We start from the raw sequence: 25,434 nt of genomic DNA, 5'->3' as shown, positions 1-25,434 counted from the left end.
CGCCCCGGGCACCGATGCAGAATGTGGGATGTCGAAGGAGGGCATGTTTGTTCATCAAAGTCTGCGGTCTACGGACCTCGACCGACATCGCCGCCGCCGTGCAAGCCGGGGTGGACGCGGTGGGCTTCATGCTGACGGAGAGCGTCCGTCGGGTGACCCCGGCAGAGGCCGGGCGCCTGGCGGCCGAGGTGCCGCCACAGGTGCTGACCGTCGGGGTGTTCCGGGGTGAGCCGGTCGACGTCATCCGCGAATGTGTGACCACGGCCGGGCTTCGGGCGGTGCAACTGCACGGCGGCGAGTCCCGCGATCACTACGAGGCGCTGCGCGACCTGGACGTCGCACTGATCAGGGCGACGTCGCTGGCGGCGGGTCAGGACCTACGACCCGGCTCGTACGGCGAAGACATGTTGATCATCGACTCTCCCCAGCCGGGTTCCGGCAACCAGTGGAACTGGTCCTCCCTGAAGGCGAAACCGGTGGCCGGGCGTTGGATGCTGGCCGGTGGTCTCAGCCCCGGCAACGTCGCGGCCGCCGTCGCTGCGCTGTCTCCGTGGGGGGTCGACGTCTCCAGCGGGGTGGAGGTGCGCCGGGGAATCAAGGAACCACGGCTGATCGCGGAATTCGTAGCGGCTGCCCGATCGAACGGAGCAGGCTCGTCCCATTCGGGGTAGGTCGGGGGTTCGCGTGCTGGGCGTAGGACTCACCGACCCGGGCGAGCGCCTCGTTGATCTCACTGGGCCGTACCGCCGAGTAGCCGATGACCAGCGCTGGACGGGTGGTGAGGCAGGGAGTCTCGGCGAGACGGAAGTGGCCGCCACCGCGCAGCAGGACCGACCGGCGCAGGGCGCCGTCGACGACGGCTGCCTCGTCCACGTAGTAGGGCAGCTCGACGTAGACATGACGGCCTGCGGACGCGCCCCTGATGCTCGCATCGGGCAGGTGTCGCCGTACCGCCTGGACGACGGTTTCCAGCCTGGACCGGTACCTCGGCCGCAGCCGCCGGAGGTGCCGGTCGAGCAGGCCCGCACGGAGAAACTCCGACACCGCCAGTTGGGTGATGCTGTCGGAGCCCTGGTCCGCGGCGGCCCGTGCTCGTTCGACCGCCCCGAACAGCCATTTCGGCACGGCGAGCCAACCGAGTCGCAGCCCGGGGGCGAGCACCTTGCTCAGGCTGCCGCCGTAGACGACCCGCTCCGGGTCGCTGCCCTGGATCGCCGGTGGTCGCTCACGCTGGTCGAACCAGAACTCCGTGTCGTAGTCGTCCTCGATGATGATCCCGTTGACGTCATGCGCCCACCGCAGCAGCGCCTGCCGGCGTTCGAGCGACATCGTCGCCCCGGTGGGAAACTGGTGCGCCGCGGTGACCAGGACAGCACGGACACCGCTACGCGCCAGGGCGTCGGGGTCCACGCCGTCGGCATCCACCGGTACGGGCACCGCGCACATACCGGTGCTGCGGATGAACTGGAACTGCTTGCCACTACCGGGATTCTCCACACCGATCCGGTCGATGCCCATCGTCGGCAGGGTCCGGCAGATCAGACCGAGGCCATGCGCGAAGCCCATCGTGACCATGGTGTGGGCGGGTTCGACCCGTACGCCCCGCACCCGGCCGAGGTAGCTCGCCAACTCCGTACGCAACGCGGCGATGCCGGATATCGGCGGATAGCCCAAGCCGTTGGCCCCCAGGCTCTGCGTCGCCCGTTGGTAGCACGACAGCCACTCCTGGAGGGGAAAGTTCGTCACGTCCGTCGCACCGACCCGAAGGTCCCAGCGCACGGTCGGTGCCGACGGCTCGTCGAGCCTGGATCCCCGGTCCACTCCGATGACGGGGCGGGTGGCGACGCGGGTACCCGACCCTTGGACGGCTTCCAGGTACCCCTCGGCGGTCATCTGCTCGTACGCCTCGACCACCACGCTGCGCGACACCCCGATGTCACGAGCCAACAGGCGGCTTGACGGCAGCGGCACGCCGGGCAGCAGAACGCCATTTCGAATCTTCTCTTTGATGGCGCTCTGGATCTGCCGGCTAAGCGGCTCATCAACATCCCTGCAAACGCTGATTGTCAGATGCCACGGCATTCTGGAATTGCCCCCTCAGCATGGCAGCATCGCTGTCGGCTTCAACTCATCGGATATCACGTGCTGAACTTTCAGGTCGGTCACCAATGACCGAATCCGATGCCTCCACCCACAATGGCACGCAGGGTGGATTCTAGCTCGGTCCGCACTGGACGCCGAACGGTGGCCGGCGAACAACACCGGCGGCCTACCCGGCACAGCGCGCCCAGCACGGATGCCGAACGGTCCGTAGCGCGCCCTTTAACCGAATCCGGCGGGCTGACGCTACAACCTAAAGTAGGTGAAATTGGACGAAGTGTAGCCGCATGGCGGCTCGTACCGTCGAACTACGCCGATTTCGACGCTTTGATGCTCGCTGTTGCCATATGCACATCATGCGGAAGCGGGAGAGGGCCATCTCATAAGCGGCAAGTACTGTCCGGATGGCGCACCGGGAGACGATCCGACGGAGCGAAGATTGACCAATACGTGGACGACACCCAGGTCAACGCAGACGATTCGCGGCGTACCGGGTCCTGGTCTGCCGATGTCCCTGTTCAGTGGTCTGGGCCGGGCAACCGGCCGGCTGATTGGATCGCCGCTGGCACTCAGTGGCCGAGCATTCACGCCCACCGCTTGGAGCTGTACGAATGGTTAGCATGGTCAGCTCGCCCACCGATTCCAGAGCATCGGACCCGCGCGCCGGCACCGTTGTCGAGGAGCCCGACTTCGATCGCCTCATCGCCAGCCGAAAGGCGGTCGTCGGCATCATCGGACTCGGCTACACCGGTTTGCCGCTGGCTACCGGCTTCGCTGCGGCGGGCTTCTCAGTGGTCGGTCTCGACACGGACGCCGAGAAGATCAACGCCATCGTCCGGGGCGAGTCCTACCTGCCTGACGTCTCGGACCTGGAGTTGGAGGAACTACACCTACGGTTGTCGGTGGACACGTCCCCGGCCGCGATGGCGACGGCCGACGCCGTGGTCGTCTGTGTCCCGACACCGACCAGTGACGGTGTCGCCGACCTCTCCCACGTCGACGCGGCCCTGGCCGCGGTGGTTCCGCACCTGCGACCGGGGACGCTGCTGGTGTTGCAGTCCACCATCCCACCGGGCACCACGTCCGCCGCGGCACGCCGGCTCACCAGCGAGGGTGGCATACGTATCGGCGCCGACCTGTACCTGGCGATGGCTCCGGAGCGGATCAATCCGGCGAACGCCGACGGCTGGCGGATGACCAACACGCCCAAACTCGTCGGCGGCTTCACCCCCGAGTGCACCCGCCGGGCCACGGTGTTGTTCGAGCAGGTCTGCGAGCAGGTCCACCCGGTCTCCAGCCCCGAGGTCGCCGAGCTGGCGAAGGTCTTCGAGAACACCTTCCGACTGGTCAACATCGCCCTGAGCCTGGAACTGTCCGACCTCTGCCGGCAACTGCGGATTCCGGTCCGGGAGGTCATCGACGCGGCGGCAACCAAACCGTACGGCTTCCTCGCCCACTATCCGGGTCCCGGTGTGGGTGGCGAGTGCATCCCGGTCGATCCGCTCTTCCTGCAGCCCTTGGCGCGGCTGGCGGGCACGGATCTCAGCCTGGTGGAGGCCGCCCACCGACGGATCACCGAGCGCCCGGGGCAGGTCGTCGACCGGATCGGGGAGCTGCTCGTGGCCCGGGGCGGAAACGTTCAGCAGGCCCGGGTGCTGATCGTCGGCGTCAGCTACAAGGAGGGCGTCGCCGACCTGCGCAACGCGCCCGCCCTGGACATCATTCGGGCGCTGCGGCACCGCGGCGCGCAGGTCAGCTACTACGACCCGCTGGTGCCGTCGGTGATCCTCGACGGCCAGGCTGTGCCGGTGGCGACCTGGACGCCCACGGAACTCGCCGCACAGGACTGCGTCGTGCTGGTGACGCCGCACAACCGCATCGCGGCGGATCCGCATTGGAGCGCGGCACCGCTGGTGCTGGACACGCGAAACGTCCTGACGCCGGCCGACAACATCGAAATTCTGTGATGCCGGCCACCCGAACCCTGCAACAGCTCGACGTGTCGTTCCTCCGGTCGGCCATCCGGTCGGCCGTCGCGGGCACGGACCTCGACGCGGCGACGGCGACGCAGGCGCTGACCGCCGTGCTGGGCGGTGCCGCTGACACCGACACGGCGGCTCTGCTCACCGCCCTGGCCGCCAAGGGCCCGTCCGCGACCGAGGTCGCGGCGACTGCCCGCGTCGTCCTCGCCGCCGCGCCGGCGGTGACCTGGACCGGACCTGCGGTCGACATCGTGGGAACCGGCGGGGATGGCAGCAATTCGGTCAACATCTCCACGGTCGCCGCCCTGATCGCCACGGCCGCGGGTGCCACGGTCGCCAAGGCTGGCAACCGGGCCGCGACAAGTCGGTGTGGCAGCGCCGACCTGCTGGCGGCGCTCGGGGTGCCGGTCGACCCGGCACCCGAGGTCGTCGACTCGTTGCGTCGGCACCGCTTCGCCTTCCTCTTCACACCCGCCGTGCACCCGGCCATGCGGGCATTGGCGCCGCTTCGTCGGCAACTCGGCTTCCGTACGATCTTCAACCTGTCGGGACCGCTGACGAACCCGGTTCCGCTGACCGCACGCCTGATCGGCGCGGCCGACGCACGCGAGCAGGAGATCCTCGCCGAGGCGGCGGTGGAGTTGAGTGGCACGCCCACCTGGGTCGTGCGCAGTGCCTCCGGTCTGGACGAGTTGTCGACGGCCGAGCCCAGCAGGGTGATCGCGGTCGCGAAGGGCCGGACCGAAACCTTCCACATCGACCCCCGTGACCTGCCCGTGGCCCCGGCCGGGCTCGACGACCTGCGCGGCGGCGACGCCCGGCACAACGCCCAGATCGTGCGGGCCGTCCTCGCCGGCACCGCGCCCCGGCCCGTCACCGACACCTGCCTGCTCAACGCAGCCGCAGCGCTGCGTCTCGCCGATCTGGCCGATGACCTCGACGACGGGCTGGAACTGGGCCGGGAGGCGATCAGCAGCGGGCGCGCTGCCACCCTGCTCGCGGACCTCCGCCGCGAGCCACCTGCCGTCACCGTCTCCGACCGCGACTCGCGATGACGCGGTCACCACTACCCAGCAAGGAGTTCCGCATGCATCTCGACGACATCGTCGCGGCGAAGCGGTCGGCCTGGTCAGGTGCGCGAGCGCCGGTGTCGACGGCGGACGGGCGTGCCACGCCCGCCCGTGCGGGCACCTTCGCCGCCGCCCTGAACGGCACCGACGTGGCCATCATCGCCGAGGTCAAGCCGAAGTCGCCGTCCAAGGGCGAGCTGCTGCCCCTGGCCGAGGCGGTGCCGCTGGCGCGTACGTACGCCAAGGCGGGCGCCGCCGCGGTGTCGGTCCTCGCTGACACCGCCTATTTCGGCGGCTCGCCGGACCTGGTCGCGCAGGTCGCCAACGACCCCGAGGTCACCGTTCCGGTGCTGTTCAAGGACTTCCTGGTCGACGTACGGCAGGTGCAGCTCGCGCACGACTGCGGCGCCGACGCGGTGCTGGTCATCGTCCGGGCGGTCGACGACGCCCTGCTCGCCGATCTCCTCGCGGCCGCCGACGAACTCGGCATCGACGCGTTGGTCGAGACGTTCACCGAGGAGGAGGTGGGCCGGGCGGTCCGGGCCGGTGCCCGGATCATCGGCGTGAACAACCGCGACCTGCGCACCTTCGCGGTCGACCTGGACAACTCGATGCGGCTGCGCCGGTTGATTCCGCCCGCCGTGCTGACGGTGAGCGAGAGCGGTCTGCACACGCCGAACGACCTGGCCCGCATCGGTGCGCACGGCTTCCACGCCGCGCTGATCGGCGAGAGCCTGCTGACCAGTGACGACCCGGCGGACAAGCTCCGTTCGCTGCGCGGCGTCCGGATTGCGCAGGCAGTGCGATGACCGGGTGGTTCGGCGGGTACGGCGGCCAGTTCGTGGCGGAGACGTTGGTGGCTCCGTTGGAGGAACTGGAAGCGGCGTACCAGAAGGCCCAGGCCAGCGAGGAGTTCCTCACCGAGCTCGACGACCTGTTGAACAGGTTCGTCGGCCGACCCACCCCGCTGACCAGACTTCGCAGGTTGGGCGTCGAGGCGAACGGCTGCACCCTCTGGCTCAAGCGAGAGGACCTGACCCACACCGGCGCACACAAGATCAACAACGCGATCGGGCAGGCGCTGCTGGCCCGGCGCATCGGCAAGCAACGCATCATCGCCGAGACCGGTGCGGGACAGCACGGTGTGGCCGTCGCGGCGGCGTGCGCTCATCTCCAGCTCGACGCGACCATCTACATGGGACGCGTCGACGCCGAGCGGCAGGCGCCGAACGTCCAGCGGATGGAGTTGCTCGGGGCCGAGGTGCGTCTGGTCGACAACGGCACGGCGACGCTCAAGGACGCCATCAACGAGGCCATCCGCGACTGGATCGCCCACCCCGACTCCACCCACTACTTGCTCGGCTCGGTGGTCGGGCCCCATCCCTTTCCCACGATCGTGCGCGGCTTCCAGTCCGTCATCGGCCGGGAGGCCCGGCAACAGTTTCTGGACAGCGTCGGCAATCTGCCCGACGCGGTGGTGGCCTGCGTCGGCGGTGGCAGCAACTCGGTCGGGATGTTCAGCGCGTTCCTCGACGACCCGGTACGCCTGATCGGCGTACAGGCGGCCGGTGAGGGGCTGGGTCCGGGCGGCCGGCACGCCGCACCGCTGCTCTACGGCGAGCCCGGCGTGCTGCAGGGTACCCGCACCTACCTCCTCCAGGACGACGACGGACAGATCCTGCTGACCCACAGCGTGGCGCCAGGACTGGACTACCCCGGCGTCGGACCGGAGCACAGCTACTTCAAGGACACCGGCCGGGTCGAATACCGAACGGCCAGCGACGACCAGGCGCTCGCCACCTTCGCGCTGCTCAGCCGCGCCGAGGGGATCATCCCCGCCCTCGAGTCCGCGCACGCGGTGGCCGGCGGGCTCGAACTGGCGGAGGAACTGCCGCACGGCAGCAACATCCTGGTGAACCTCTCCGGACGCGGCGACAAGGACCTGGTCAGCGCGCTGGCAGCGATACGCGAACGGGATGGAGCAGACCGGTGAGGCGACTTGAGCACGCGTTCGCGGACAGCCAGCGCGAAACCGCGCTGGTGGCATACCTGACCGCCGGCTACCCGAGCCTCGACGAGACCGTCGACCTTGTCGACGCGGCCTGCGCGGCCGGTGCCGACGTCATCGAACTGGGGGCCCCGTTCTCCGACCCGCTCGGCGACGGTCCGGTCATCCAGGCCACCACCCAACAGGCGCTGCGCGCCGGCGTGACGGTGGCGGCGACGCTCGACCTGGTGGCCAAGGTGCGGGCAACCGGCAACGACGTCCCGATCATGCTGATGGGTTACTGCAACCCCTTCCTCCGGTACGGGCTGCCGAAGCTCTTCGCCGACGCCGCATCAGCCGGTGCCGACGGCTTCATCGTGCCGGACCTGCCCGCCACCGAGAGCACGGACTGGCTGGTGGAGGCGGAACGGCACAACCTGGGCCAGGTCTTCTTCGCCGCCCCGGGCAGCAGTCCCGAGCGGCTGCGCCGCACCGCGCGTCAGTCCCGCGGATTCCTGTACTGCCTCGCCGACAACGGGGTGACCGGTGTCCGGGACCGGCTCGCCGACGGGCTCGACGCCTACCTCGCTCGCGTCCGAGCCGCGGCGACCACGCCCGTCGCGGTGGGCTTCGGCATCTCGCGACCGGAGCACGTCGCCGCCCTGCGGGGCAAGGTCGACGGCGTGATCGTCGGCAGCGCACTGCTCAAGCGAATCGGCGCGGCCACCACCGCACAGCAGCGGATCGCGGAGACGACGGCCCTGATCAGTGAGCTCAAGGAGGCGTGCCGATGAGTGCTCCGACGACGACCTCCACGACCGCGGTGCCGTTCTTCAGTGGCGCGGCCTCGATCCGCCGGGACTGGGCCGGGCTCGCCGCCAGGCTGCGTACGGTCACCGACACGGGTCAGTTCACTTTCGCAGCGGTGGGCGAGGACCTGGAACGGGCGATCGCGGAGCGTACCGGCGCCCAACACACGGTGGCGGTGAACAACGGCACCGACGCGCTGATCATCATGTTGCGGGCGGCGGGTATCGGGCCGGGCGACGAGGTGATCGTTCCCGCGTACACCTTCTTCGCCAGCGCGTCCTCGGTGCTGCACGTCGGTGCCAGGCCGGTCCTGGTCGACATCCAGCCCGGCTCCTACGCGTTGGACCCCGAACGGGTCCGCGCCGCCGTCACGAACCGGACCCGGGCGATCATGCCGGTGCACCTGTTCACCCAGATGGCGGACATGGTGGCGTTGGGCGAGGTGGCCGACGAGCACGGCCTGCAACTGCTGGAGGACAGCGCCGAGGGCATCGGAATGCACATCGACGGCCGGCACGCGGGCCGTTGGGGCAGGGCCGGGGTGCTCTCGTTCTTCCCCACCAAGACGCTCGGCGCCCTGGGCGACGCGGGCATGTTGCTCACCGACGACGAGGATCTCGCCCGCACCGCACGCCAACTGCGCTGCCACGGTCAGCCGAGCGACGGCTCCTACGAGTATCTCGAACTCGGCTACAACAGCCGCTGCGACGAGGTGCAGGCCGCGTTCCTGCTCTGGCGGTTGGAGACGTTGGACGCGGAGATCGCCCGGCGGGCGGAGGTAGCGGCACGTTACGACCAACGGCTCGGCGAACTCGCGCCGCTGGTACGTACCCCCTGGCTCGCACCCGCCGGCGAGCAGAGCAACCTCGTCTACTACGTCTACCTGATCGAGTGTGAGCGGCGTGACGAGTTGGTCGCGTACCTGACCTCCCACGGCGTGGGCACCGAGGTGTACTACCCCCGGCCGCTCACCGAACAGCCCTGCCTGACCACCCGCGCCGGGGTGGACCAGCCCGTACCGGTCGCGAAGGCGGCCAGCCAGCGGGCGGTCGGACTGCCGATGTATCCGGACCTGACCGACGAGCAGGTCGACCGGGTGTGCGACCTGATCCACGAGTTCTACCGGGAGCGACCGTGACCATGGCAGTCCCGTACTTCGACTACCCCACCCGGTACGCCGGGTGGGCCGAGGACGTCCTGGACGCGGTCCGGGAGGTCGGCGAGTCGGACGAGTTCATCCTCAAGTCCCGGGTCGCGGCCCTCGAAGCGGCGGTGGCGCAGCGAACCGGCGCCGCCGAAGCCATCGCGGTCGCCAGCGGCACCGGCGCGTTGACGGTGATCCTCACAGCCATGGGCATCGGACCCGGCGACGACGTGGTCACCCCCGCTTTCTCGTTCATCTCCTCGGCCAGCACGGTGGCGCTGCGCGGTGCCCGTCCGGTCTTCGCCGACGTCGACTACGACACGGCGATGCTGACCGCGGCGACCGTCGAGGCAGTCCGCACCACGGCGAGCCGGGCGCTCGTGCCGGCGTACCTCTTCGCGAGCAGTCCCGACATGCCGGCGCTGCGGGCGCTGGCCGACCGCCACTCGATGCGCCTGATCGAGGACAGCGCCGTCGCGCTGGGGGGTCGGGTCGCGGGCCGGCCCGCCGGCCGCTACGGCGACGCCGGGTTGTACTCCTTCTTCCCCGGCAAACCGCTGGGCGGGATCGGGGACGCCGGCATGATCGTCACCGACGATCCGGAGCTGGCCACCACCTGCCGGATGCTGCGCAACCACGGTCAGGATCTGAAGGTCCGGTTCCTGCACCACCTGGTCGGCTTCAACAGTCGGATGGACGAGGTCACGGCGCTGTTCCTGCTGCGCCGACTGCCGCACCTCGACAAGTTCCTCACCGAGCGTCGCCGGTTGGCCCGCCAGTACAACGACCTGCTGCGCGAAGCCGCGCCCGTCGTGCTGACGCCCCCCGGGGACCTCGCCGAGCAGGCCGTCTACACCTACGTCGTACGTGCGCCGCAGCGCGACGACCTTCGCTCCTACCTGGCCGGACGCGGTATCGAGACGAAGGTCTACTATCCCCGGCCGCTGCACCTGCAACCCGCGTTCCGGCATCTCGGCCACGGACCGGGTGACTTCCCGGTCGCCGAGCGCCTGTCCCGCGAGTGCCTGGCGCTGCCGTTGCATCCGGAACTGCCCGCCGGAACCGTCGAGCGGGTCGTCGAGGAGATCGCCCGCTTCTACCGGCAGGGCGCGTGACGGCGGTGGGTATCTGGGCCAGCCGGGTGTGCGGCATCGGTGACGAGGCCGCACCGGGCCTCGTCAGGCAGCTCGACGTGCACCGCGACCTGGGCATGTCCGGGGTGGAGCTGCGTACGCTCGACGGTCGGGGTCTGCACGAACTGGGCACCGACGAGGTGGCCGAGCTGCGTCGGCAGATCGAGGCCAGCGGTTTGCGGGTACCGGTGCTGGACACGCCGATCGGCAACTGGTCCACCACCGTCACCACCGACCTGGACACCGAACTGTCGATCCTGAACCGCACCGCGGCAGTCGCGCAGGCGCTGGACTGCCGGTGGCTGCGGGTCATGTCGTACCCCAACGACGGCTGGTCGGACGACGCGTGGGCCACGGAGTCGCTGCGACGCATGAAGGTGCTGACCGACGAGGCGGCCCGGCTCGACGTCGTGCTGTTGCACGAGAACTGCCAGGGGTGGGCGGGAGCCTCCGCCACCAACACGCTGCGCATGCTCGAACACGTCGACAGTCCGCACCTCAGGCTGATCTTCGACGTGGGCAACGGCCTGGCGTACGGCTACCAGGCCGAGGAGTTCCTCGCGCAGGTGCTGCCCTGGGTCGAGCACGTGCACATCAAGAACGGCCACCGCGACCCGGACGGCCAGGCCGTGTTCACCCTGCCCGACGCCGGTGAGCTGGATCTGGCCGCCTGCATCCGCCGCCTGGAGACGGCAGGGTACCGGGGCTGGTACAGCCTGGAGCCACACGTGGCGCACATCCCACACCTCAAGGTCTCCGGGGACCCGGAGCTGCTGGAGCGCAGCTACCGGGCGTACGCGACGGGCTTCCGCGAGATCGTCGAAAGGGCGGCGCGGCCGTGACGGCGTGCTGGACGGAAACCGACCTGGGCTGGTTGCGGGAGTTCATGGCGGTGGACTCGGTCTCGCCGTTGGAGGGCGGACGGCTCGCCGCCACCCGGCAGGCGCAGGAGGTGTTCCGCGCTGGCGCGGCCGAGCGCGGCTTCGACATCCGCCACTACGCCAGCCCGTCCGCCCAGAGCCTGGCGGCTGCGGACATCCCGATGCCGGTACGGCGGGCGCTGGAAGCGGACCCCGACACCTTCCTCGACGCCCAACCTTCCCTGGTGGTGGCCATGGGAGACCCGGCGCCACCGCAGCGACGGCTGGTCATCAACTTCCACGTCGACACCGTCGGCCCGCACGTCGAGCCGCGCCTCGACGGCGACATCCTGCACGGCCGGGGCGCCGTCGACGACAAGGGGCCCGGGGTGGCCGCCGCGGTGGGGGTCGCCGCCGCGTTCGCGGCTGATCCTTCGCTGGCCCGACGCATCGAGGTCATCCTCACCAGTGTGCCGGGGGAAGAGGGCGGCGCGATGGGCGTCCTCGGCACCCGATGGCTGGTGGAGCTGGGCTACACGGGTCGACTGATGCTCTTCGCCGAGCCCACCGGCGGTCGGGTCATGGACGCCTGCACGGCGGCGATGACCCCTCGATTCCGGGTCCTCGGCGAGGGCAGCACGGACGACCATCCCACCGACGCGCACAACGCCACCGTGGCGCTGGGTTTCCTCGCGGATCATCTGGTCCGCGCCGTCGGCCCCCGGGCCGCCGCCCTCGGCGCCAAGCTCTGCATCGCCGGTCTGCACACCGGGACCGCGCACAACCGGGTGTACGGCGAGGGCGAGTTGCTGCTCAACATCGCCTACCGGGACCAAACCAGCGCGCAGACGCTGGTGCACGAGTTGCAGCGGGCGGTCGAGGAGGCCCGGGAGGTCTTCGCCAAGGCACACCTCGGCAACCCGTTCACCGCCCGCCTCGTCGACGACTGGGACCGGGTGGTGCGGTTGGACTGGCTCAAACGGGGGCTGCCGGTGCTCGACAACCGCGACCCCGAGATGGAAGACCTGCTCGCCGCAGCGGGATTCCCCCGCCACGACGGCCTGGCCGACGGCAGCGCCTTCACCTGTGACGCCATCTGGGCCGGTGGGCCCGGTCGGTACGTCGCGGTGTGCGGACCGGGCCGGCTCGACGAGAACGGCGCGCACACCGCAGCCGAGTGGGTACGCGTCGGCGACCTGGCGACCTACGCGAGACAGATCCGCGACCTCGTGGTGCGTTTCGGCGCCCACGTGCCGACACAGTAACGGGAGAGACATGGCCAACAGCGTGACGGTCGAGCACACGCAGCTCACCGCCTTCGTCCGCACGGTTCTGCTGCGATGTGGACTCGACGAGCCGGCAGCCACGACGGCCACCGAGGTCATCTGCTACGCCGACATCCACGGCTTCACCACCCACGGCACCAACGCGCTGGCCGGGATCTACGCCCCTCGCCTGCGCAGCGGGAGCATCCGACCCGACGCGCAACCCAAGGTCGTGGTCGAGACCCCGACCACGGCCGTCGTCGACGGCGACAACGGCCTGGGCGCCGTCACGATGGTGACCGCCGTGGACTTGGCCGCGGCCAAGGCGCGTGAACTCGGCCTCGGCATGGTGACGGTACGCAACAGCAGCCACTTCGGCAGCGCCGGCTACTACGCCAGCCGGGTCGCCGCCCACGGTCTGATCGGGATCGTCATGTCCAACTGCGGCGAGCAGGGTGTCGTCCCACCGCTGGGCGGTGTCAAGCGGCTCCTCGGCACCAACCCGCTGAGCGCGGCGGTGCCGGTCTCCCACGGCGCGCCGTTCGTCCTGGACATGAGCGCCACCGCCGTGGCCACCGGCAAGATCCGGGCGGCCCAGCGCGAAGGACGGCCGGTTCCCGAGGGCTGGCTGGTGTCCGCCGACGGGTCGACGACCACCGACCCCAACGCGTACTTCGACGGGCACGCCGACGTGGCCTGGCTGGGCGGCGCCGCGCAGACCGGTGGCGCCAAGGGGTACGGCCTCGCGCTGCTGGTGGACCTGCTGTGCGGACCGTTGGCCGGCGCGGCGTACGGGCCCCGGCCGCAGGCGCTGACCGAGACCGACCCGGCCGACGACGTGAACATCGGCCAGGTCGCCCTCGTGATCGACCCCGCCGCGTTCGGCGTCGCGGACAGTTTCCCGACCGAGACCCGCGCGTTGTTGGACACGGTGTCGTCGTCGCCCGCCGCACCCGGACAGCGGGTGACGTACCCGGGTGCCCCGGAGGCGGAGCGGGCCGCGACGTCGTACGCCGAAGGGATCCGGCTCCCGCACCACGTCGCCGTCCAACTGGTCCGGCTCGGCGCCGAACTCGACGTGACCGCCCCGGTCGCGCTGACCGAGGCGGGTTCGGCATGAGGATCGGGGTCATCGGCCTCGGTGTGATCGCTCCGTACTTCCTGCGGGCCATCGAGGACGACGAGCACCTCACCCTGACCGCCGTGTGTGACCGTAACGACACGAAGCTCGCGGACTTCTCCGACGGCACGCGTGACGTCGCGACCTACACCGACCACCGCGAACTGCTCGCCTCGGGTCTGGTCGACGCGGTCGTGTTGACCCTGCCGAACGCGGTGCACGCCGAGGTTGCCGCCGACGCGCTCCGCGCCGGCGTGCACGTGTGCTGCGAGAAGCCGATGACGGTTCGTCTGGCGGACGCGCACGAGCTGATGGCGTTGGCGCGGGAGTCCGGCCGGACGTTGTTCACCGCCTTCCATCGGCGGTACAACCGCAACGTGGCCGCGCTGCGCCTCGGCGTGGGCGATCCGGCGGACATCGAGCGTCTGGTGTGTCGCTACTCCGAGCGGATCGAGGAGCACACCGGCTCGGAGGCGTGGTACCTCGACCAGGATCTGGGCGGCGGTGGCTGTGTCATCGACAACGGTCCGAACGCGCTGGACGCGGTGCGCACCATCGTCGGCGACCTGGAACTGGTGGACGCCACGATCGGTGACGTCCGTCGTGGGGTGGAGTTCTGCGCCGAACTCGAACTGCGCTCCGCCAGCGGCGTGCCGGTCACCATCGAGCTGGACTGGGCCCTGCCGTCGGGCGAGGTCAAGGACATCACCGTGTACGGAAAGGACGGCTCGGTCCGGTCGGCCGACATGCTGGCCGGATTCCCCGGGTTCAAGTCCTCCCTCGACCACGAGTACGCCGCGATCATGGCGGATTTCCGGCACGTGGTGTCCCTCGGTGAGGCGTACACCGACGCAGGTCCGGACATCGTCGCTCTCGTCGAGCAGGCGTACGCGGTCGCCCGGCGCAAGGAACCACGACTGCGGACGCCATCGAAGCGACCGACCATGGCGCGGTTGGTGAAGCTGTTGTTCCACCGGCGCGAGGAACGCGGCATGACCATGTCACCGTGGCTGTCGCGATGTGTCCAGCAGGGTGAGATCCACGAGCTGGTGACGACCACGGACCAGCCGACCCGGCCGGGTGACCGGGTGGACGCCGTCGGTTTCCTCGGATTCGCCGAGTTCACCACGGCCACCGTCGTGCAGCGGGGCGACGTGGTGGTCCGCAACGGCCAGCCGATCGGCACCGTCGCCGGTTTCGACGAGTGCCACTGGCCCAACCACTACAACATCCTCATCGACACCGAGCGCGTCATCACCGCCGAGGACCTAAGCTTGCAGGTCGGCGAATCGCTGCAATTTCTGGAGGCGGTGCGATGACGGCTCAAGCAGAACTGCCCGTGGCTGAGGTCACCGTTTCTCCGCAGGTCGCGGCGGCCTTTCCCGATGTCCGGGTGCGCTGCGTCGAGGCCGAGGTGGGCGGTGGTGACGTCATCGCCCGTGAGGTGCAGCAGCGGTGGACGCAGGAGCACGGCAGGTGGCACGGGGTGGCGAAGGCGGAGATCCGCGCACACCCCGCGATCGACGCCTACCGGCGCTTCTCCCGGCAGATCGGCGTGGATCCGGACCGACAGCCGCCGTCGATCCAGGCACTCATCGAGCGTGGCCTGCGGACGAAGCCGCTCGGCAACTGGCCGAAGATCAACCCCACTGTGGACGCGGTGAACGTGACCGCGGTGGCGACCATGGTCGCGCTCGGCGTGTTCGACGCGGAGCGGCTCTCCGGTCCGGTCCGGTTGACCCTGAGCCAGGGCGGCGAACGCCTGCAACCGATCGGCGCCCAGGAGGAGATGACGGTGGAGCCGGATCGGCTGATCCTGGCCGACGACGCTCGGGTGCTGTCGCTCTTCGCCCACCGCGACGGCGTACACCAGGCGGTCCGGGCGGACACCCGCCGGGTGTTGCTGCTCGCCTGCGTGGTGGACGGCATCTCCCCCGATCAGGCGACGGACGCGCTACGGCAATCCGCCGACCTGCTCAACCTGCGCTGACCGGCGGCTGGCCGGCCGCTGTTCCGCGTGGCCGGCCTCCCCGCCGCCGGGTCGACGCCGGGGAGGAAGCATGCCCAGGCTCACGCCCGCCCCGACCAGCACCGCACCCACCAGGACCTGCAGCGACAGTGTCGTGGTGTCGATCGCGACCGCGATGAGGGTGGCAGCCACCGGGACGAGGCCCGCCAGCAGGCCGGCACGGTCCACCCCCAGCGACCCGACGGCGGCATACCACAGGGCGAAGGCCACCGCGGTGACGAACACCGCGAGGAAGGCGAGCGACAACACCTCCACGTCGGTGGGCACGGTGGCGACGTCGCTCCGCTCGACGAGCAGAGCGGCCACGGCGAGCATGACACTGGCGAGCGCGCAGGTGTACGCGCTGATCCGTACCGGCCCGAGTCGAGGCAGCAGCGGGACGGCGAGCAGGGAGAAGAGACACTCACCGGCCAACGCGCCGAGAGACCACAGCACGCCGGGCAGACTGAAGTCTCCCCCGCCGAGGACGGTACCGACTCCGACCACCACGATCACCGCCGACGTCGCCACCAGCGGCGACGGCCGGCGACCCGCCAGCAGCGGCCCGACGATGGCGAGCACCAGCGGGGCTGCCCCGACGATGGCGCCGAGCACCGGAGGGTCGGTGTACCGGGCGGCCTGAAGCAGGCACACGTTGAACGCCGCCAGACCGGTTGCGGCGAGCAGGACGAGTCGGGCCCAGTCCGACCGGCCCACCCGGACCCACGGCAGCCGGCGCAACCACAGATAGCCCAGCAGCAGTAAAGCCGCTGCCGCGTAGCGCCACGCCTGACCGGTCAACACCGGATAGTCGGTGAGCAGCGGGCTGACGGCGGCGGAGCTGCCCACGAAAGCCATCGCGAGCGTCCCGCTGATCAACCCCGCCCGGTAACCGGTCATAGCCATTGCGTGAGCATAGGACCTTGGCGTCCACGGCGATGACCCTCGGCGTGCCGTGACGGCGGGATCACCCCCCGCCGCGCCGGTTACGCAGGGCGGCGAGGGCCTCGGCGAGGATCGCCTCCCCCTCGGCGTCGGTACGCCGCTCCTTCACGTACGCCAGATGGGTCTTGTACGGCTCGGCCCGGGTCCGGCCCGGCGGATCCTGGGCGTCCGGGCCGGCAGGCAGCCCACAGCGGGGGCAGTCCCAGACAGTCGGGGCCGTCACGTCGGCGACGATCCGGATGTCGGTGCGGTGCCCGTTGCGGCACCAGTAGCTGACCGACCGGCACGGGACCGGCTGGTGACGTTCGGGGAGACGTGGGGGCGCGGACCCGACGCGGGCGCCCCGGATGACGTGGCCGTTCGGCACGGCGCTGACTCCTGTCGTCGGAGGGGACCGCCGGCAGGGGTGACCGGCGGGCGACGCGGTGCAGCGGGTGAAACGGACTGCGCGCGGCCCGTCGAGTGACGGACCGCGCGCAGATTGTACGCCTCGGGGGTCGAGTCAGACGCCCGTACCCACCTCAAGCCGGAGCCAGAGACCGAGCCCGATGATGCAGGCGAACCAGACGATGGCCACCAGAACGGTATAGCGATCCAGGTTCTTCTCGGCCACGGAGGAACCGGCCAGGCTGGAGCTGACACCACCGCCGAACATGCTGGACATTCCACCGCCCTTGCCGCGGTGCAGCAGGATGAGCAGAACAAGCAGGAAGCTCGTGATGACCAGCAACGCGATCAACGTGTAGGCGAACCAGAGCGGCATGGCGGGGGTCAGTCCTCTCGTTACGATCCTCGCCCGGGCAGATCGGGCGCGGCGGCACCGACCGGCGGACGGGCGGAGTCAAGGATAGCGAGCGATCAGCCGGTAATGTGCTCCGGGAACCGGCAGATCTTCGCGAACTCCTCGGCGTCAAGGCTGGCACCGCCCACCAGGGCACCGTCCACGTCCGGCTGCGCCATGATCGAGGCGACGTTCGACGACTTGACCGAGCCGCCGTAGAGGATCCGCACACCGTCCGCCGTGGCCTGGTCCACGGTCTCGGCCAGCCGGGCCCGCAGCGCCCCGCAGACCTCCTGGGCGTCCTCCGGGGTGGCCGTCTTACCGGTGCCGATCGCCCAGACCGGCTCGTACGCGACCACCACCCGGGAAACCTGCTCCGGGCTGAGCCCCTTGAGCGCAGCGTCGAGCTGGTCGGTGCAGTGCGCCACATGGGTGCCCTGCTCCCGGATGTCCAGCCCCTCCCCCACGCAGAGGATCGGAGTGAGGCCGTGGGTCAGCGCCGCCTGCACCTTGGCACCCACCAACGCGTCGTCCTCGCGGTGGTACTGCCGCCGCTCGGAGTGCCCGACCGCCACGTACGTGCAGCCGAGCTTGGCCAGCATCGCGCCGGAGATCTCCCCGGTGTACGCACCGGAGACGTGCGGTGACAGGTCCTGCGCGCCGTAGCCGATGAGCAGCTTGTCGCCCTCCACCACGGTCTGCACCGTGCGCAGGTCGGTGTACGGCGGCAGCACCACCGTCTCCACCTCGGTCAGCTGCTTCTCGGTGAGGCTTGCCGCCAGCTTCTGCACCAGCAGGTTCGCCTCAAGGTGGTTCAGGTTCATCTTCCAGTTGCCGGCCATCAACGGCCGGCGGGGAGCGCTCACCATCAGTTCTCCAGAGCCGCGATGCCGGGGAGGGTCTTGCCCTCCAGGTACTCCAGGGACGCGCCACCGCCGGTGGAGATGTGCCCGAAGGCCTTCTCGTCCAGCCCCAGGGCACGTACCGCGGCGGCGGAGTCACCACCACCGACCACGCTGAACGCGTCCGCGCCGGCGATCGCCTCGGCCACCCCGCGGGTGCCGTTCGCGAACGCGGGCATCTCGAACACGCCCATCGGGCCGTTCCAGAAGATCGTCCGGGCGCCCTTGAGCGCCGCGGCGAAGCCCGCGACCGTCTTCGGGCCGACGTCCAGCCCCACCCGCTTGCTGGGGATGCCGTCCGCCGGCACGGTGTCGTGCGCGGCGTCCGGGGCGAACGCGTCGGCGGCCACCACGTCGACCGGGAGCATGATCTTGCCCTCGGAGCGCTCCAGCAGGTTGCGGCAGGTCTCCACCATCTCCGCCTCCAGCAGGGAGGAGCCGACCTCGTGACCCTGGGCCTTGAGGAAGGTGAAGCACATGCCACCACCGATGAGCAGCCGATCGACCTTCGGCAGCAGCGCCTCGATCACCGCGAGCTTGTCGGAGACCTTCGACCCGCCGAGCACCACCACGTACGGCCGCGCGGGGTCACCGGTCAACTGCGACAGCACCTCCACCTCACGCAGCACCAGCCGACCGGCCACATGCGGCAGCCGCGCGGGTACGTCGTGGACACTGGCGTGCTTGCGGTGCACCGCGCCGAACGCGTCGTCGACGTACACGTCACCGAGGGCGGCGAGCCGATCGGCGAAGGCACCCCGCTCGGCGTCGTCCTTACTGGTCTCTCCCTTGTTGAAGCGGAGGTTCTCCAGCAGTGCCACCTCGCCGTCGGCGAGCGCCGCCACCGTCGCCTGGGCGGACTCGCCGACCGTGTCGGTGGCGAAGTGCACCGCCGTGCCGAGCAGCTCACCGAGCCGCCCGGCGACCGGGGCGAGGCTGAACTGCGGATCCGGCGCGCCCTTCGGCCGGCCCAGGTGGGAGCAGACCACGACCTTGGCCCCGGCCTCGGTCAGCGCTCCCAGGGTCGGCAGCACCGCCCGAATGCGACCGTCATCCGTGATGACGCCGGTCTGCTTGTCGAGTGGGACGTTCAGGTCGGCGCGGACCAGCACGCGCCGACCCGAAACCCCCTCGGCGAGCAGGTCGTCGAGGTTACGGATGCTCACAGCGACGAACCAACCAGCTTCACCAGGTCGACCAGGCGGTTGGAGTAGCCCCACTCGTTGTCGTACCAGCCGACGACCTTGACCTGGTTGCCGATGACCTTGGTCAGCGGCGCGTCGAAGATGCACGACGCCGGGTCGGTGACGATGTCGGCGGAGACGATCGGGTCCTCGTTGTAGGTCAGGATTCCCCGCAGCGGGCCCTCGGCGGCGGCCTTCAGCGCGGCGTTGACCTCGTCCACCGTGGTCTCCCGACCGACGGTGACGGTGAGGTCGGTGGCGGAGCCGGTCGGGATCGGCACCCGCAGCGCGTACCCGTCGAGCTTGCCCTTGAGGTCCGGCAGCACCAGGCCGATGGCCTTCGCCGCACCGGTCGAGGTCGGCACGATGTTCAGCGCGGCGGCGCGGGCCCGACGCAGGTCCTTGTGCGGCGCGTCCTGGAGGTTCTGGTCCTGGGTGTACGCGTGGATGGTCGTCATCAGACCCTGCTGGATGCCGAACGTGTCGTGCAGGACCTTCGCCATCGGCGCCAGGCAGTTCGTGGTGCAGGAGGCGTTCGAGATGATGTTGTGGTTGGCCGGGTCGTACTGGCCGTCGTTGACGCCCATCACGACCGTGACGTCCTCGTTCTTCGCCGGAGCGGAGATGATGACCTTCTTGGCGCCGCCGTCGATGTGCGCCTTGGCCTTGGTGGCGTCGGTGAAGAAGCCGGTCGACTCGATGACCACGTCCGCGCCGACGTCACCCCACGGCAGCGCCGCCGGGTCCTTCTCGGCGTACGCCTTGATGGACTTGCCGCCGACGGTGATCTCGTCGGCGGTGGCCTTGACCTCCTGCGGCAGGCGACCCAGGATGCTGTCGTACTTGAGCAGGTGAGCGAGCGTCGCGTTGTCGGTCAGGTCGTTGACGGCCACGACCTCGACGTCAGCGCCGGACGCCAGCACTGCCCGGAAGAAGTTTCGGCCGATCCGGCCGAAGCCGTTGATGCCAACCCGGATGGTCACAGGTCCCATCTCCTCGCGTTCTGGTCCGCCGGCGTGGAGACCTTCGGCCGGCGAAGTGATGTGCGCCGACCGTTAGAGCCGGCCGTTGACGGTTCATCCCGGCCACCCCGCCGCGGTCCGAGGGACCTGACCGCCGTCGAGGCGGTGGGTACGGTTGGGAGTACCGGTGCCGGCCCCCTTGCCGTACGCAGCGACCTTATCCGAGCGCGCCGAGCCACGCTGCGCCGGGTGGTCGCTCCACCGTCTTATCAGACCACGAGCATGTCGGGCGTGACGGCCGCTTCGGTATCCGGGATGCCCAGGTCCCGGGCTCGTTTGTCGGCCAGCGCCAGCAACCGGCGGATCCGGCCGGCGATGGCGTCCTTGGTCAGCGGCGGGTCGGCCAACGCACCCAGCTCCTCCAGGGACGCCTGTCGGTGCTCCAGCCGCAGCCGGCCGGCCGAGGTCAGGTGCTCCGGCGCATCCTCGGCGAGGATCTCCAACGCCCTGGTCACCCGGGCCGCGGCGGCGACTGCCGCCCGGGCCGAACGGCGCAGGTTCGCGTCGTCGAAGTTCGCCAGCCGGTTGGCGGTCGCCCGAACCTCACGCCGGACCCGGCGCTCCTCCCAGGCCAGCACACTGGAGTGAGCGCCGACGCGGGTGAGCAGCGCGGCGATCGCGTCGCCGTCCTTGACCACCACCCGGTCGACGCCGCGTACCTCGCGGTTCTTGGCGGTGATGCCGATCCGCCGGGCCGCGCCGACCAGCGCCAGCGCCGATTCCGGCCCGGGGCAGGTGATCTCCAGGGCGCTGGAGCGACCCGGCTCGGTCAACGAGCCGTGCGCCATGAACGCCCCCCGCCAGGCGGAGACCGCACAGCAGACGCTGGCGGCGACGACGTGCGGCGGCAAACCTCGCACCGGCCGGCCCCGCACGTCGAGCAGCCCGGTCTGGCGGGCCAGGGCCTCGCCGTCCTTGACGACGCGGACGATGAAGTGGCTGCCCTTGCGCAACCCGCCGGAGGCGAGCACGTGGATCTCACTCGGATAGCCGTAGACCTCGGCGATCTCCCGACGCAGCCGCCGGGCCACCGCACCGGTGTCGAGTTCGGCCTCCACCACCACCCGGCCGGAGACGATGTGCAGCCCACCGGCGAACCGCAGCAGCGCCGCCATCTCCGCCCGCCGGCAGCAGGGCTTGGGCACGTCGACCCGACTCAGCTCGTCCTTGACCGCAGCCGTCATCGCCATTGTGCGTCCCCTCACGGACCGGTTCCGGCGTGTCGCCGGAGATTACGTACGTGTCTAACGATCGGCGCCCATTACAGGCACCAGGGCGGCGCCCAGAGCAGCCGGATCATGACGGGGAGTGCCGTCGTCGACCGCGACGGGGGCGAGGACCAGTCGGGCTCCCAGGGATTCTGCCGCACCGTGGACCGGTTCGGGGTCACCGACCGCCTTGGCGTCGGCGAGCACGAAGTCGACCGTCAGCTCCGGCAGGTACCAACGCAGCGCCGCCAGGTGGTCGGCCACGGAGAGCCCGAGGGTCTCCTTTTCGGCGGCGAGGTTGAGGGTGACCAGTCGCCGAGCCGGACTGGCCAGGATCGCCGCGGCCAGTTGCGGCACCAGCAGGTGCGGCAGCACGCTGGTGTACCAACTACCCGGCCCGAAGATCAGCCAGTCGGCGCAGCCGATCGCGGCGACCGCCTCCGCGCACGCCGCCGGTGCCTGCGGGGTGAGCCGCAGCGACTCGACCCGTCCCGTGGTGACAGCGACCTGGTGCTGGCCGCGCACGGTGCACACCTCGTCGGGGCGCCCCGGCTCGGCACCGCGTACCCGGGCCTCGATGTCGACCGGCTGACGGGACATCGGCAACACCCGGCCGACCGCGCCGAGCATCGCCCCGGCGTGCTCCAGCGCCGCCACCGGGTCGCCGAGCAGCTCCATCAACCCGCAGAGCACCAGGTTGCCCACCGCGTGCCCGGCCAACCCGTCACCCCGGCAACCGCCCGCGACCTCGGCGAACCGGTGCTGGAACAGCCCCGCGCTGCGACGGGTGGCGGGATGGTCCCCGGCCAACGCCACCAGTGCCTGCCGCAGGTCACCGGGGGGCAATCCACCCCGCTCGGCGCGCAGCCGGCCACTGGAACCGCCGTCGTCGCCGACGGTCACCACCGCAGTGATGTCGAGATCCAGTTCGGGTGCGCAGCGCCGTAACGCCCGTAACGACGCGGACAGGCCGTGCCCGCCGCCGAAGGCCACCACCCGGATCGTCATTCCCGCCCCAGGTCCCGGTGCTGCGCGTTGGCGGCCAGCCCGGCACGACGCAGCCGGGCCGCCAACTCCTCGGCGATCGCCACGCTGCGGTGCTTGCCGCCGGTGCAGCCCACCGCCACGGTCAGATACCGCTTGCCCTCACGCTCGAAGCCGGCAGTGGTGGCGTTCACCAGGTCCGCGTACGAGTCGACGAAGGCGTCCGCGCCCTCCTGCCCCAACACGTACGCGCTGACCGCCTCCTCGCGCCCGGTGTGCTCACGCAGCTCGGGCACCCAGTACGGGTTGGGCAGGAACCGGGCGTCCATCACGAAATCGGCGTCCGGCGGCAGCCCGTACTTGAAGCCGAAAGAGATCACCGTCAGCCGCAACCGGCGGGCGTCCTCCCCGCCGAACAGCTCCTCGACCCGACGGCGCAACTGGTTCACGTTGAGATGGCTGGTGTCGATGATCACGTCAGCCTGGTCGCGGGCCTCCTCCAGCAGTCCCCGCTCGACGGCGATGCCGTCGACGAGCCGGCCGTCGCCCTGCAGCGGGTGCGAGCGCCGTACGCTCTCGAACCGGCGGATCAGCACCTCGTCGTCGGCGTCGACGAAGACCACCCGGGGGGCGTAGCCACGCTCCTTCAGCTCCCGGATCGCCTCGGCCAGATCCGTGGAGAAGGCCCGGGAGCGCACGTCCAGCACCATCGCGGTACGCCGGGCCGCCCCACCCGCCTTCACCGCCAGCTCGGCCATGTCCAGCAGCAGCGCCTGCGGCAGGTTGTCGACGACGTAGAAGCCCACGTTCTCCAGCGCCCGGGCCACCGTGCTGCGTCCACCACCGGACAGGCCGGTGACCACGACCAGCGTGGTGTCCGTCTCGGGGGTCGGCCCAGTCTGCTCACCGGGTACGCCCGTACGGTGACCGGTCGTGTGCGCCTCGCCCACCCGTACAACCTCCAACCGCGCGGCCCCGCCCGATCCGCCGGGCATGGTCAAGCAGCGACTCTAACGCGCCGGCCGCCGGTACGGCCGGCCGCACCGCCGCACCGGCCTGCCACCGCTGGCCTGCGCAGGCTCGCGGTTAGGAAGGGGCCCCTCCTATGCATGAGGCGTTAACAAGGTGCCCTTCCTTTCGCGCCGGTGTCGGCTGAGTGACGGCGGCCGGCACAGATCGTCGATACCCTGCGGCAATGGGCAGGCACGGGGCGCGACTGCGCTGGGTGGTGGTGCTCGTGTCGGTGACGGTCGCCGTGCTGGCCACGGTGGACATGTTCGTGGAACGCGAACGCGAGTGGGCCCGCGGCGGCGACCAGGTCGCCGTGACCGTCGAGGCCCACCTCCCGGAACCGGAGCAGGTGGCCGGCGTCGCCGCCGCGTTCGGCTGGCCCGACGCGGTGAACGTCATCGGTGAACCGGACCACCAGTCGGTGGTGCTGCACCTGCGCTGGTCCGGACCGCCGCGAGAGGGCCACTACCAGGTGATCCTGCTGGACGGCCGGGTCGTGCCGGCGCGGGTGCTGCCTCCGTACGGAGGTTGGGACGCGGCCGGGGCCACCGGCTTCAACTGGGCCGGGGCGTACGAGGTGCTCGCCGAACGCTACGACTGGCTCGCCGACACCGCCCCCCGCGAGACGCCGGACGGCTCGGTGACCTCCGGCGATCACGGGGCGATCGGCACCCGGGCCCGCGCCGAGGGCAGCCTGGTCGCCGTCTTCCGGTTGGATCCGCACGCCCTGCCGCTGGACGAGACGTCCCACCTCGTGGTGGCGTTCTGCTACGTCGAGCCCGACGGTGAGGTCCGCTGGGCCAAGCGGGTGCCCGTTCCGGCCTCGGCCTGAGCGGACGCACCGGTGCTGGGACGTCCGACCCGGGCGATGCCCGCTCTGGCTCCGGTCAGTAGCGACGCAGCGCCTTGACCCGGTCGCGGCCGAGCACGCCGAGATAGTCCCACGGCTCGTCCAGGCAGGAGTCGACCTCGGCCGCCTCGATGATCTCGGTCAGTCGGGCCGCAAGCTCGTCGGGGTCCGGTTGCAACTGTTCGCAGAGCTGGACGTGCACCGCGCGCACCGCGCCGCCGATCTCGGCCGGTTCATCCTCGTAGACCTCCCAGGCGTCGTTGAGGTAGCCGGCCAGCCCGTCCCACGCGCGGGCCGCCCGCTCGACCACCAGCAGCGCCTCTGGGCTGACCGGACGTTGGGCCAGCACCCGCACCTCCTCCACGATCGCCCGGCCGGCCTGCTCCACGTGGTGCAGGTCCCAGCGGTCACCGGCGGTCGCCTCGTGGGCCAGGTTGTCGATGCGCCGGCGCACCTCCGCCAGCTCGGCGTCGGTGGGTGGCACGAGTCGCCCGGCGTACGCCAGCAGCCGGGACTCCAGCACCCGATCGGTGGCTGCCCACTCGGCGAGCAGCGACGCCAACCGTCGGGCGGGGACGGTACGCGCGAGTTCGGTCAGCTCCGCGACCCTGGGGTCGATCTCCATCGCCGACGGCGGCGTTGCCGACGACGACCAGGCGAATCCGTCCTCCAGAGCGGCGACCGCGAGCGCCACCGCGTGCTCGCACAACTCCTCCGGCGTGGGGCAGTCACACTCGGCCGTGAAGCCGTCCGTCGTGATTCCCACCCAGACGTCGTACGGTGGCTGCCCCGCCGTCCGGATGGTGCAGGATGCTCCCCCACCGGCCGGAATGATCGTCTCCGGTTGCCCGGCTGTCCGAAGCTCGTCGGCTGCGTCGCAGACCACGGACCCGGCCGCGCCCCGCAGGGCGTCAATGTCGATACGTACCGCCACCCGCCCATCTAACCGCGCCCGGCGACCGGGCCGACCTCAGGGCACCCGGGGGGCGCGAAGCATTCGGGACGCTGCGATCTCAGCCGGCCCGACGACCCAAGTCTGCTACTCACGATGAGTAATAGGTTGACGTG

25 protein-coding genes are annotated in these 25,434 nt (G+C 70.5%); 14 read left to right on the top strand and 11 right to left on the bottom strand.

Annotation, left to right across the window (positions count from 1 at the left end; all coding sequences use genetic code 11):
- The first annotated feature begins 47 nt into the window (after window positions 1-47).
- On the top strand, window positions 48-671 hold the full coding sequence (locus tag Vlu01_RS23220) for a phosphoribosylanthranilate isomerase (protein ID WP_204003204.1): 624 nt from the start codon (window positions 48-50) through the stop codon (window positions 669-671).
- Here the strand turns inward: Vlu01_RS23220 and pdxR are convergent.
- Window positions 595-2,082, bottom strand: coding sequence for a MocR-like pyridoxine biosynthesis transcription factor PdxR (gene pdxR, locus Vlu01_RS23215; protein ID WP_204003203.1), 1,488 nt, complete (start codon window positions 2,080-2,082; stop codon window positions 595-597). The two genes, Vlu01_RS23220 and pdxR, sit on opposite strands and share 77 nt — an antisense overlap.
- A gap of 638 nt (window positions 2,083-2,720) precedes the next feature.
- On the opposite strand from pdxR, the gene Vlu01_RS23210 reads away from it, so the two are divergent.
- Genes Vlu01_RS23210 through Vlu01_RS23155 form a run of 12 tightly spaced genes read left to right on the top strand, consistent with a single transcriptional unit; the run spans window position 2,721 to window position 15,461 of the window.
- On the top strand, window positions 2,721-4,067 hold the full coding sequence (locus tag Vlu01_RS23210) for a nucleotide sugar dehydrogenase (RefSeq protein WP_204003201.1): 1,347 nt from the start codon (window positions 2,721-2,723) through the stop codon (window positions 4,065-4,067).
- The gene (trpD, locus tag Vlu01_RS23205) at window positions 4,067-5,137 is read left to right on the top strand and encodes an anthranilate phosphoribosyltransferase (protein ID WP_204003195.1); all 1,071 of its coding nucleotides are present in this window, start codon (window positions 4,067-4,069) and stop codon (window positions 5,135-5,137) included. Before Vlu01_RS23210 ends, trpD begins: the two co-directional genes overlap by 1 nt.
- 32 nt (window positions 5,138-5,169) lie before the next feature.
- Window positions 5,170-5,961: an indole-3-glycerol phosphate synthase TrpC gene (locus Vlu01_RS23200; protein ID WP_204003192.1), complete on the top strand. Its 792-nt coding sequence runs from the start codon at window positions 5,170-5,172 to the stop codon at window positions 5,959-5,961.
- Window positions 5,958-7,145 carry a tryptophan synthase subunit beta gene (gene trpB / locus Vlu01_RS23195; protein ID WP_204003189.1) on the top strand — a complete coding sequence of 396 codons (1,188 nt, stop codon included), beginning with the start codon at window positions 5,958-5,960 and terminating at the stop codon, window positions 7,143-7,145. The genes Vlu01_RS23200 and trpB overlap by 4 nt, the downstream gene beginning before the upstream one ends.
- On the top strand, window positions 7,142-7,933 hold the full coding sequence (gene trpA, locus Vlu01_RS23190) for a tryptophan synthase subunit alpha (RefSeq protein WP_204003185.1): 792 nt from the start codon (window positions 7,142-7,144) through the stop codon (window positions 7,931-7,933). The genes trpB and trpA overlap by 4 nt, the downstream gene beginning before the upstream one ends.
- On the top strand, window positions 7,930-9,087 hold the full coding sequence (locus Vlu01_RS23185) for a DegT/DnrJ/EryC1/StrS family aminotransferase (protein ID WP_204003182.1): 1,158 nt from the start codon (window positions 7,930-7,932) through the stop codon (window positions 9,085-9,087). The genes trpA and Vlu01_RS23185 overlap by 4 nt, the downstream gene beginning before the upstream one ends.
- A 2-nt stretch (window positions 9,088-9,089) precedes the next feature.
- Window positions 9,090-10,208, top strand: a complete 1,119-nt coding sequence (locus Vlu01_RS23180; RefSeq protein WP_239096076.1) for a DegT/DnrJ/EryC1/StrS family aminotransferase — start codon at window positions 9,090-9,092, stop codon at window positions 10,206-10,208.
- The gene (locus Vlu01_RS23175; RefSeq protein WP_239096071.1) at window positions 10,205-11,068 is read left to right on the top strand and encodes a sugar phosphate isomerase/epimerase family protein; all 864 of its coding nucleotides are present in this window, start codon (window positions 10,205-10,207) and stop codon (window positions 11,066-11,068) included. The genes Vlu01_RS23180 and Vlu01_RS23175 overlap by 4 nt, the downstream gene beginning before the upstream one ends.
- Window positions 11,065-12,351, top strand: coding sequence for a M20/M25/M40 family metallo-hydrolase (locus tag Vlu01_RS23170; protein ID WP_239096070.1), 1,287 nt, complete (start codon window positions 11,065-11,067; stop codon window positions 12,349-12,351). Before Vlu01_RS23175 ends, Vlu01_RS23170 begins: the two co-directional genes overlap by 4 nt.
- Window positions 12,352-12,361: 10 nt before the next feature.
- Window positions 12,362-13,471: an Ldh family oxidoreductase gene (locus tag Vlu01_RS23165; protein WP_204003178.1), complete on the top strand. Its 1,110-nt coding sequence runs from the start codon at window positions 12,362-12,364 to the stop codon at window positions 13,469-13,471.
- Window positions 13,468-14,790, top strand: a complete 1,323-nt coding sequence (locus Vlu01_RS23160) for a Gfo/Idh/MocA family protein (protein ID WP_204003176.1) — start codon at window positions 13,468-13,470, stop codon at window positions 14,788-14,790. Before Vlu01_RS23165 ends, Vlu01_RS23160 begins: the two co-directional genes overlap by 4 nt.
- On the top strand, window positions 14,787-15,461 hold the full coding sequence (locus Vlu01_RS23155; RefSeq protein WP_204003174.1) for a B3/B4 domain-containing protein: 675 nt from the start codon (window positions 14,787-14,789) through the stop codon (window positions 15,459-15,461). Before Vlu01_RS23160 ends, Vlu01_RS23155 begins: the two co-directional genes overlap by 4 nt.
- Here Vlu01_RS23155 and Vlu01_RS23150 read toward each other — a convergent pair.
- The 9 genes from Vlu01_RS23150 to rapZ all read right to left on the bottom strand — a co-directional run bounded on the left by Vlu01_RS23150 (window position 15,426) and on the right by rapZ (window position 23,455).
- Complete coding sequence (locus Vlu01_RS23150; RefSeq protein WP_239096069.1) at window positions 15,426-16,385, bottom strand: DMT family transporter; 960 nt, start codon at window positions 16,383-16,385, stop codon at window positions 15,426-15,428. The two genes, Vlu01_RS23155 and Vlu01_RS23150, sit on opposite strands and share 36 nt — an antisense overlap.
- A 61-nt stretch (window positions 16,386-16,446) precedes the next feature.
- Window positions 16,447-16,791 (bottom strand): RNA polymerase-binding protein RbpA, encoded by a 345-nt coding sequence (locus Vlu01_RS23145; RefSeq protein WP_204003172.1) that lies wholly within the window; start codon window positions 16,789-16,791, stop codon window positions 16,447-16,449.
- Between the two features lie 135 nt (window positions 16,792-16,926).
- Window positions 16,927-17,187, bottom strand: coding sequence for a preprotein translocase subunit SecG (gene secG / locus Vlu01_RS23140; protein WP_204003170.1), 261 nt, complete (start codon window positions 17,185-17,187; stop codon window positions 16,927-16,929).
- 95 nt (window positions 17,188-17,282) lie between these two features.
- Window positions 17,283-18,074, bottom strand: a complete 792-nt coding sequence (gene tpiA, locus Vlu01_RS23135; RefSeq protein ID WP_204003167.1) for a triose-phosphate isomerase — start codon at window positions 18,072-18,074, stop codon at window positions 17,283-17,285.
- Window positions 18,074-19,273 carry a phosphoglycerate kinase gene (locus tag Vlu01_RS23130; RefSeq protein ID WP_204003164.1) on the bottom strand — a complete coding sequence of 400 codons (1,200 nt, stop codon included), beginning with the start codon at window positions 19,271-19,273 and terminating at the stop codon, window positions 18,074-18,076. Before Vlu01_RS23130 ends, tpiA begins: the two co-directional genes overlap by 1 nt.
- Window positions 19,270-20,274: a type I glyceraldehyde-3-phosphate dehydrogenase gene (gap, locus tag Vlu01_RS23125; RefSeq protein ID WP_204003161.1), complete on the bottom strand. Its 1,005-nt coding sequence runs from the start codon at window positions 20,272-20,274 to the stop codon at window positions 19,270-19,272. The genes Vlu01_RS23130 and gap overlap by 4 nt, the downstream gene beginning before the upstream one ends.
- A 248-nt stretch (window positions 20,275-20,522) precedes the next feature.
- Complete coding sequence (gene whiA / locus Vlu01_RS23120; RefSeq protein WP_204003153.1) at window positions 20,523-21,503, bottom strand: DNA-binding protein WhiA; 981 nt, start codon at window positions 21,501-21,503, stop codon at window positions 20,523-20,525.
- A gap of 54 nt (window positions 21,504-21,557) precedes the next feature.
- Window positions 21,558-22,529, bottom strand: coding sequence for a gluconeogenesis factor YvcK family protein (locus Vlu01_RS23115; protein WP_204003151.1), 972 nt, complete (start codon window positions 22,527-22,529; stop codon window positions 21,558-21,560).
- The gene (gene rapZ / locus Vlu01_RS23110) at window positions 22,526-23,455 is read right to left on the bottom strand and encodes an RNase adapter RapZ (protein WP_204003149.1); all 930 of its coding nucleotides are present in this window, start codon (window positions 23,453-23,455) and stop codon (window positions 22,526-22,528) included. The genes Vlu01_RS23115 and rapZ overlap by 4 nt, the downstream gene beginning before the upstream one ends.
- Window positions 23,456-23,700: 245 nt before the next feature.
- Between rapZ and Vlu01_RS23105 the strand changes: the two genes are divergently transcribed.
- Window positions 23,701-24,348 (top strand): hypothetical protein, encoded by a 648-nt coding sequence (locus Vlu01_RS23105; protein WP_204003147.1) that lies wholly within the window; start codon window positions 23,701-23,703, stop codon window positions 24,346-24,348.
- Between the two features lie 55 nt (window positions 24,349-24,403).
- On the opposite strand, the gene Vlu01_RS23100 is transcribed toward Vlu01_RS23105, so the two are convergent.
- Window positions 24,404-25,300: a hypothetical protein gene (locus Vlu01_RS23100; protein WP_204003144.1), complete on the bottom strand. Its 897-nt coding sequence runs from the start codon at window positions 25,298-25,300 to the stop codon at window positions 24,404-24,406.
- Window positions 25,301-25,434 lie beyond the last annotated feature (134 nt).

The organism is Micromonospora lutea (assembly GCF_016863535.1).
In the GTDB taxonomy this organism is placed as follows: domain Bacteria; phylum Actinomycetota; class Actinomycetes; order Mycobacteriales; family Micromonosporaceae; genus Micromonospora; species Micromonospora lutea.
The sequence above is the reverse complement of the archived record's forward strand: the minus strand, read 5'-3'. Positions and strand labels throughout refer to the sequence as shown.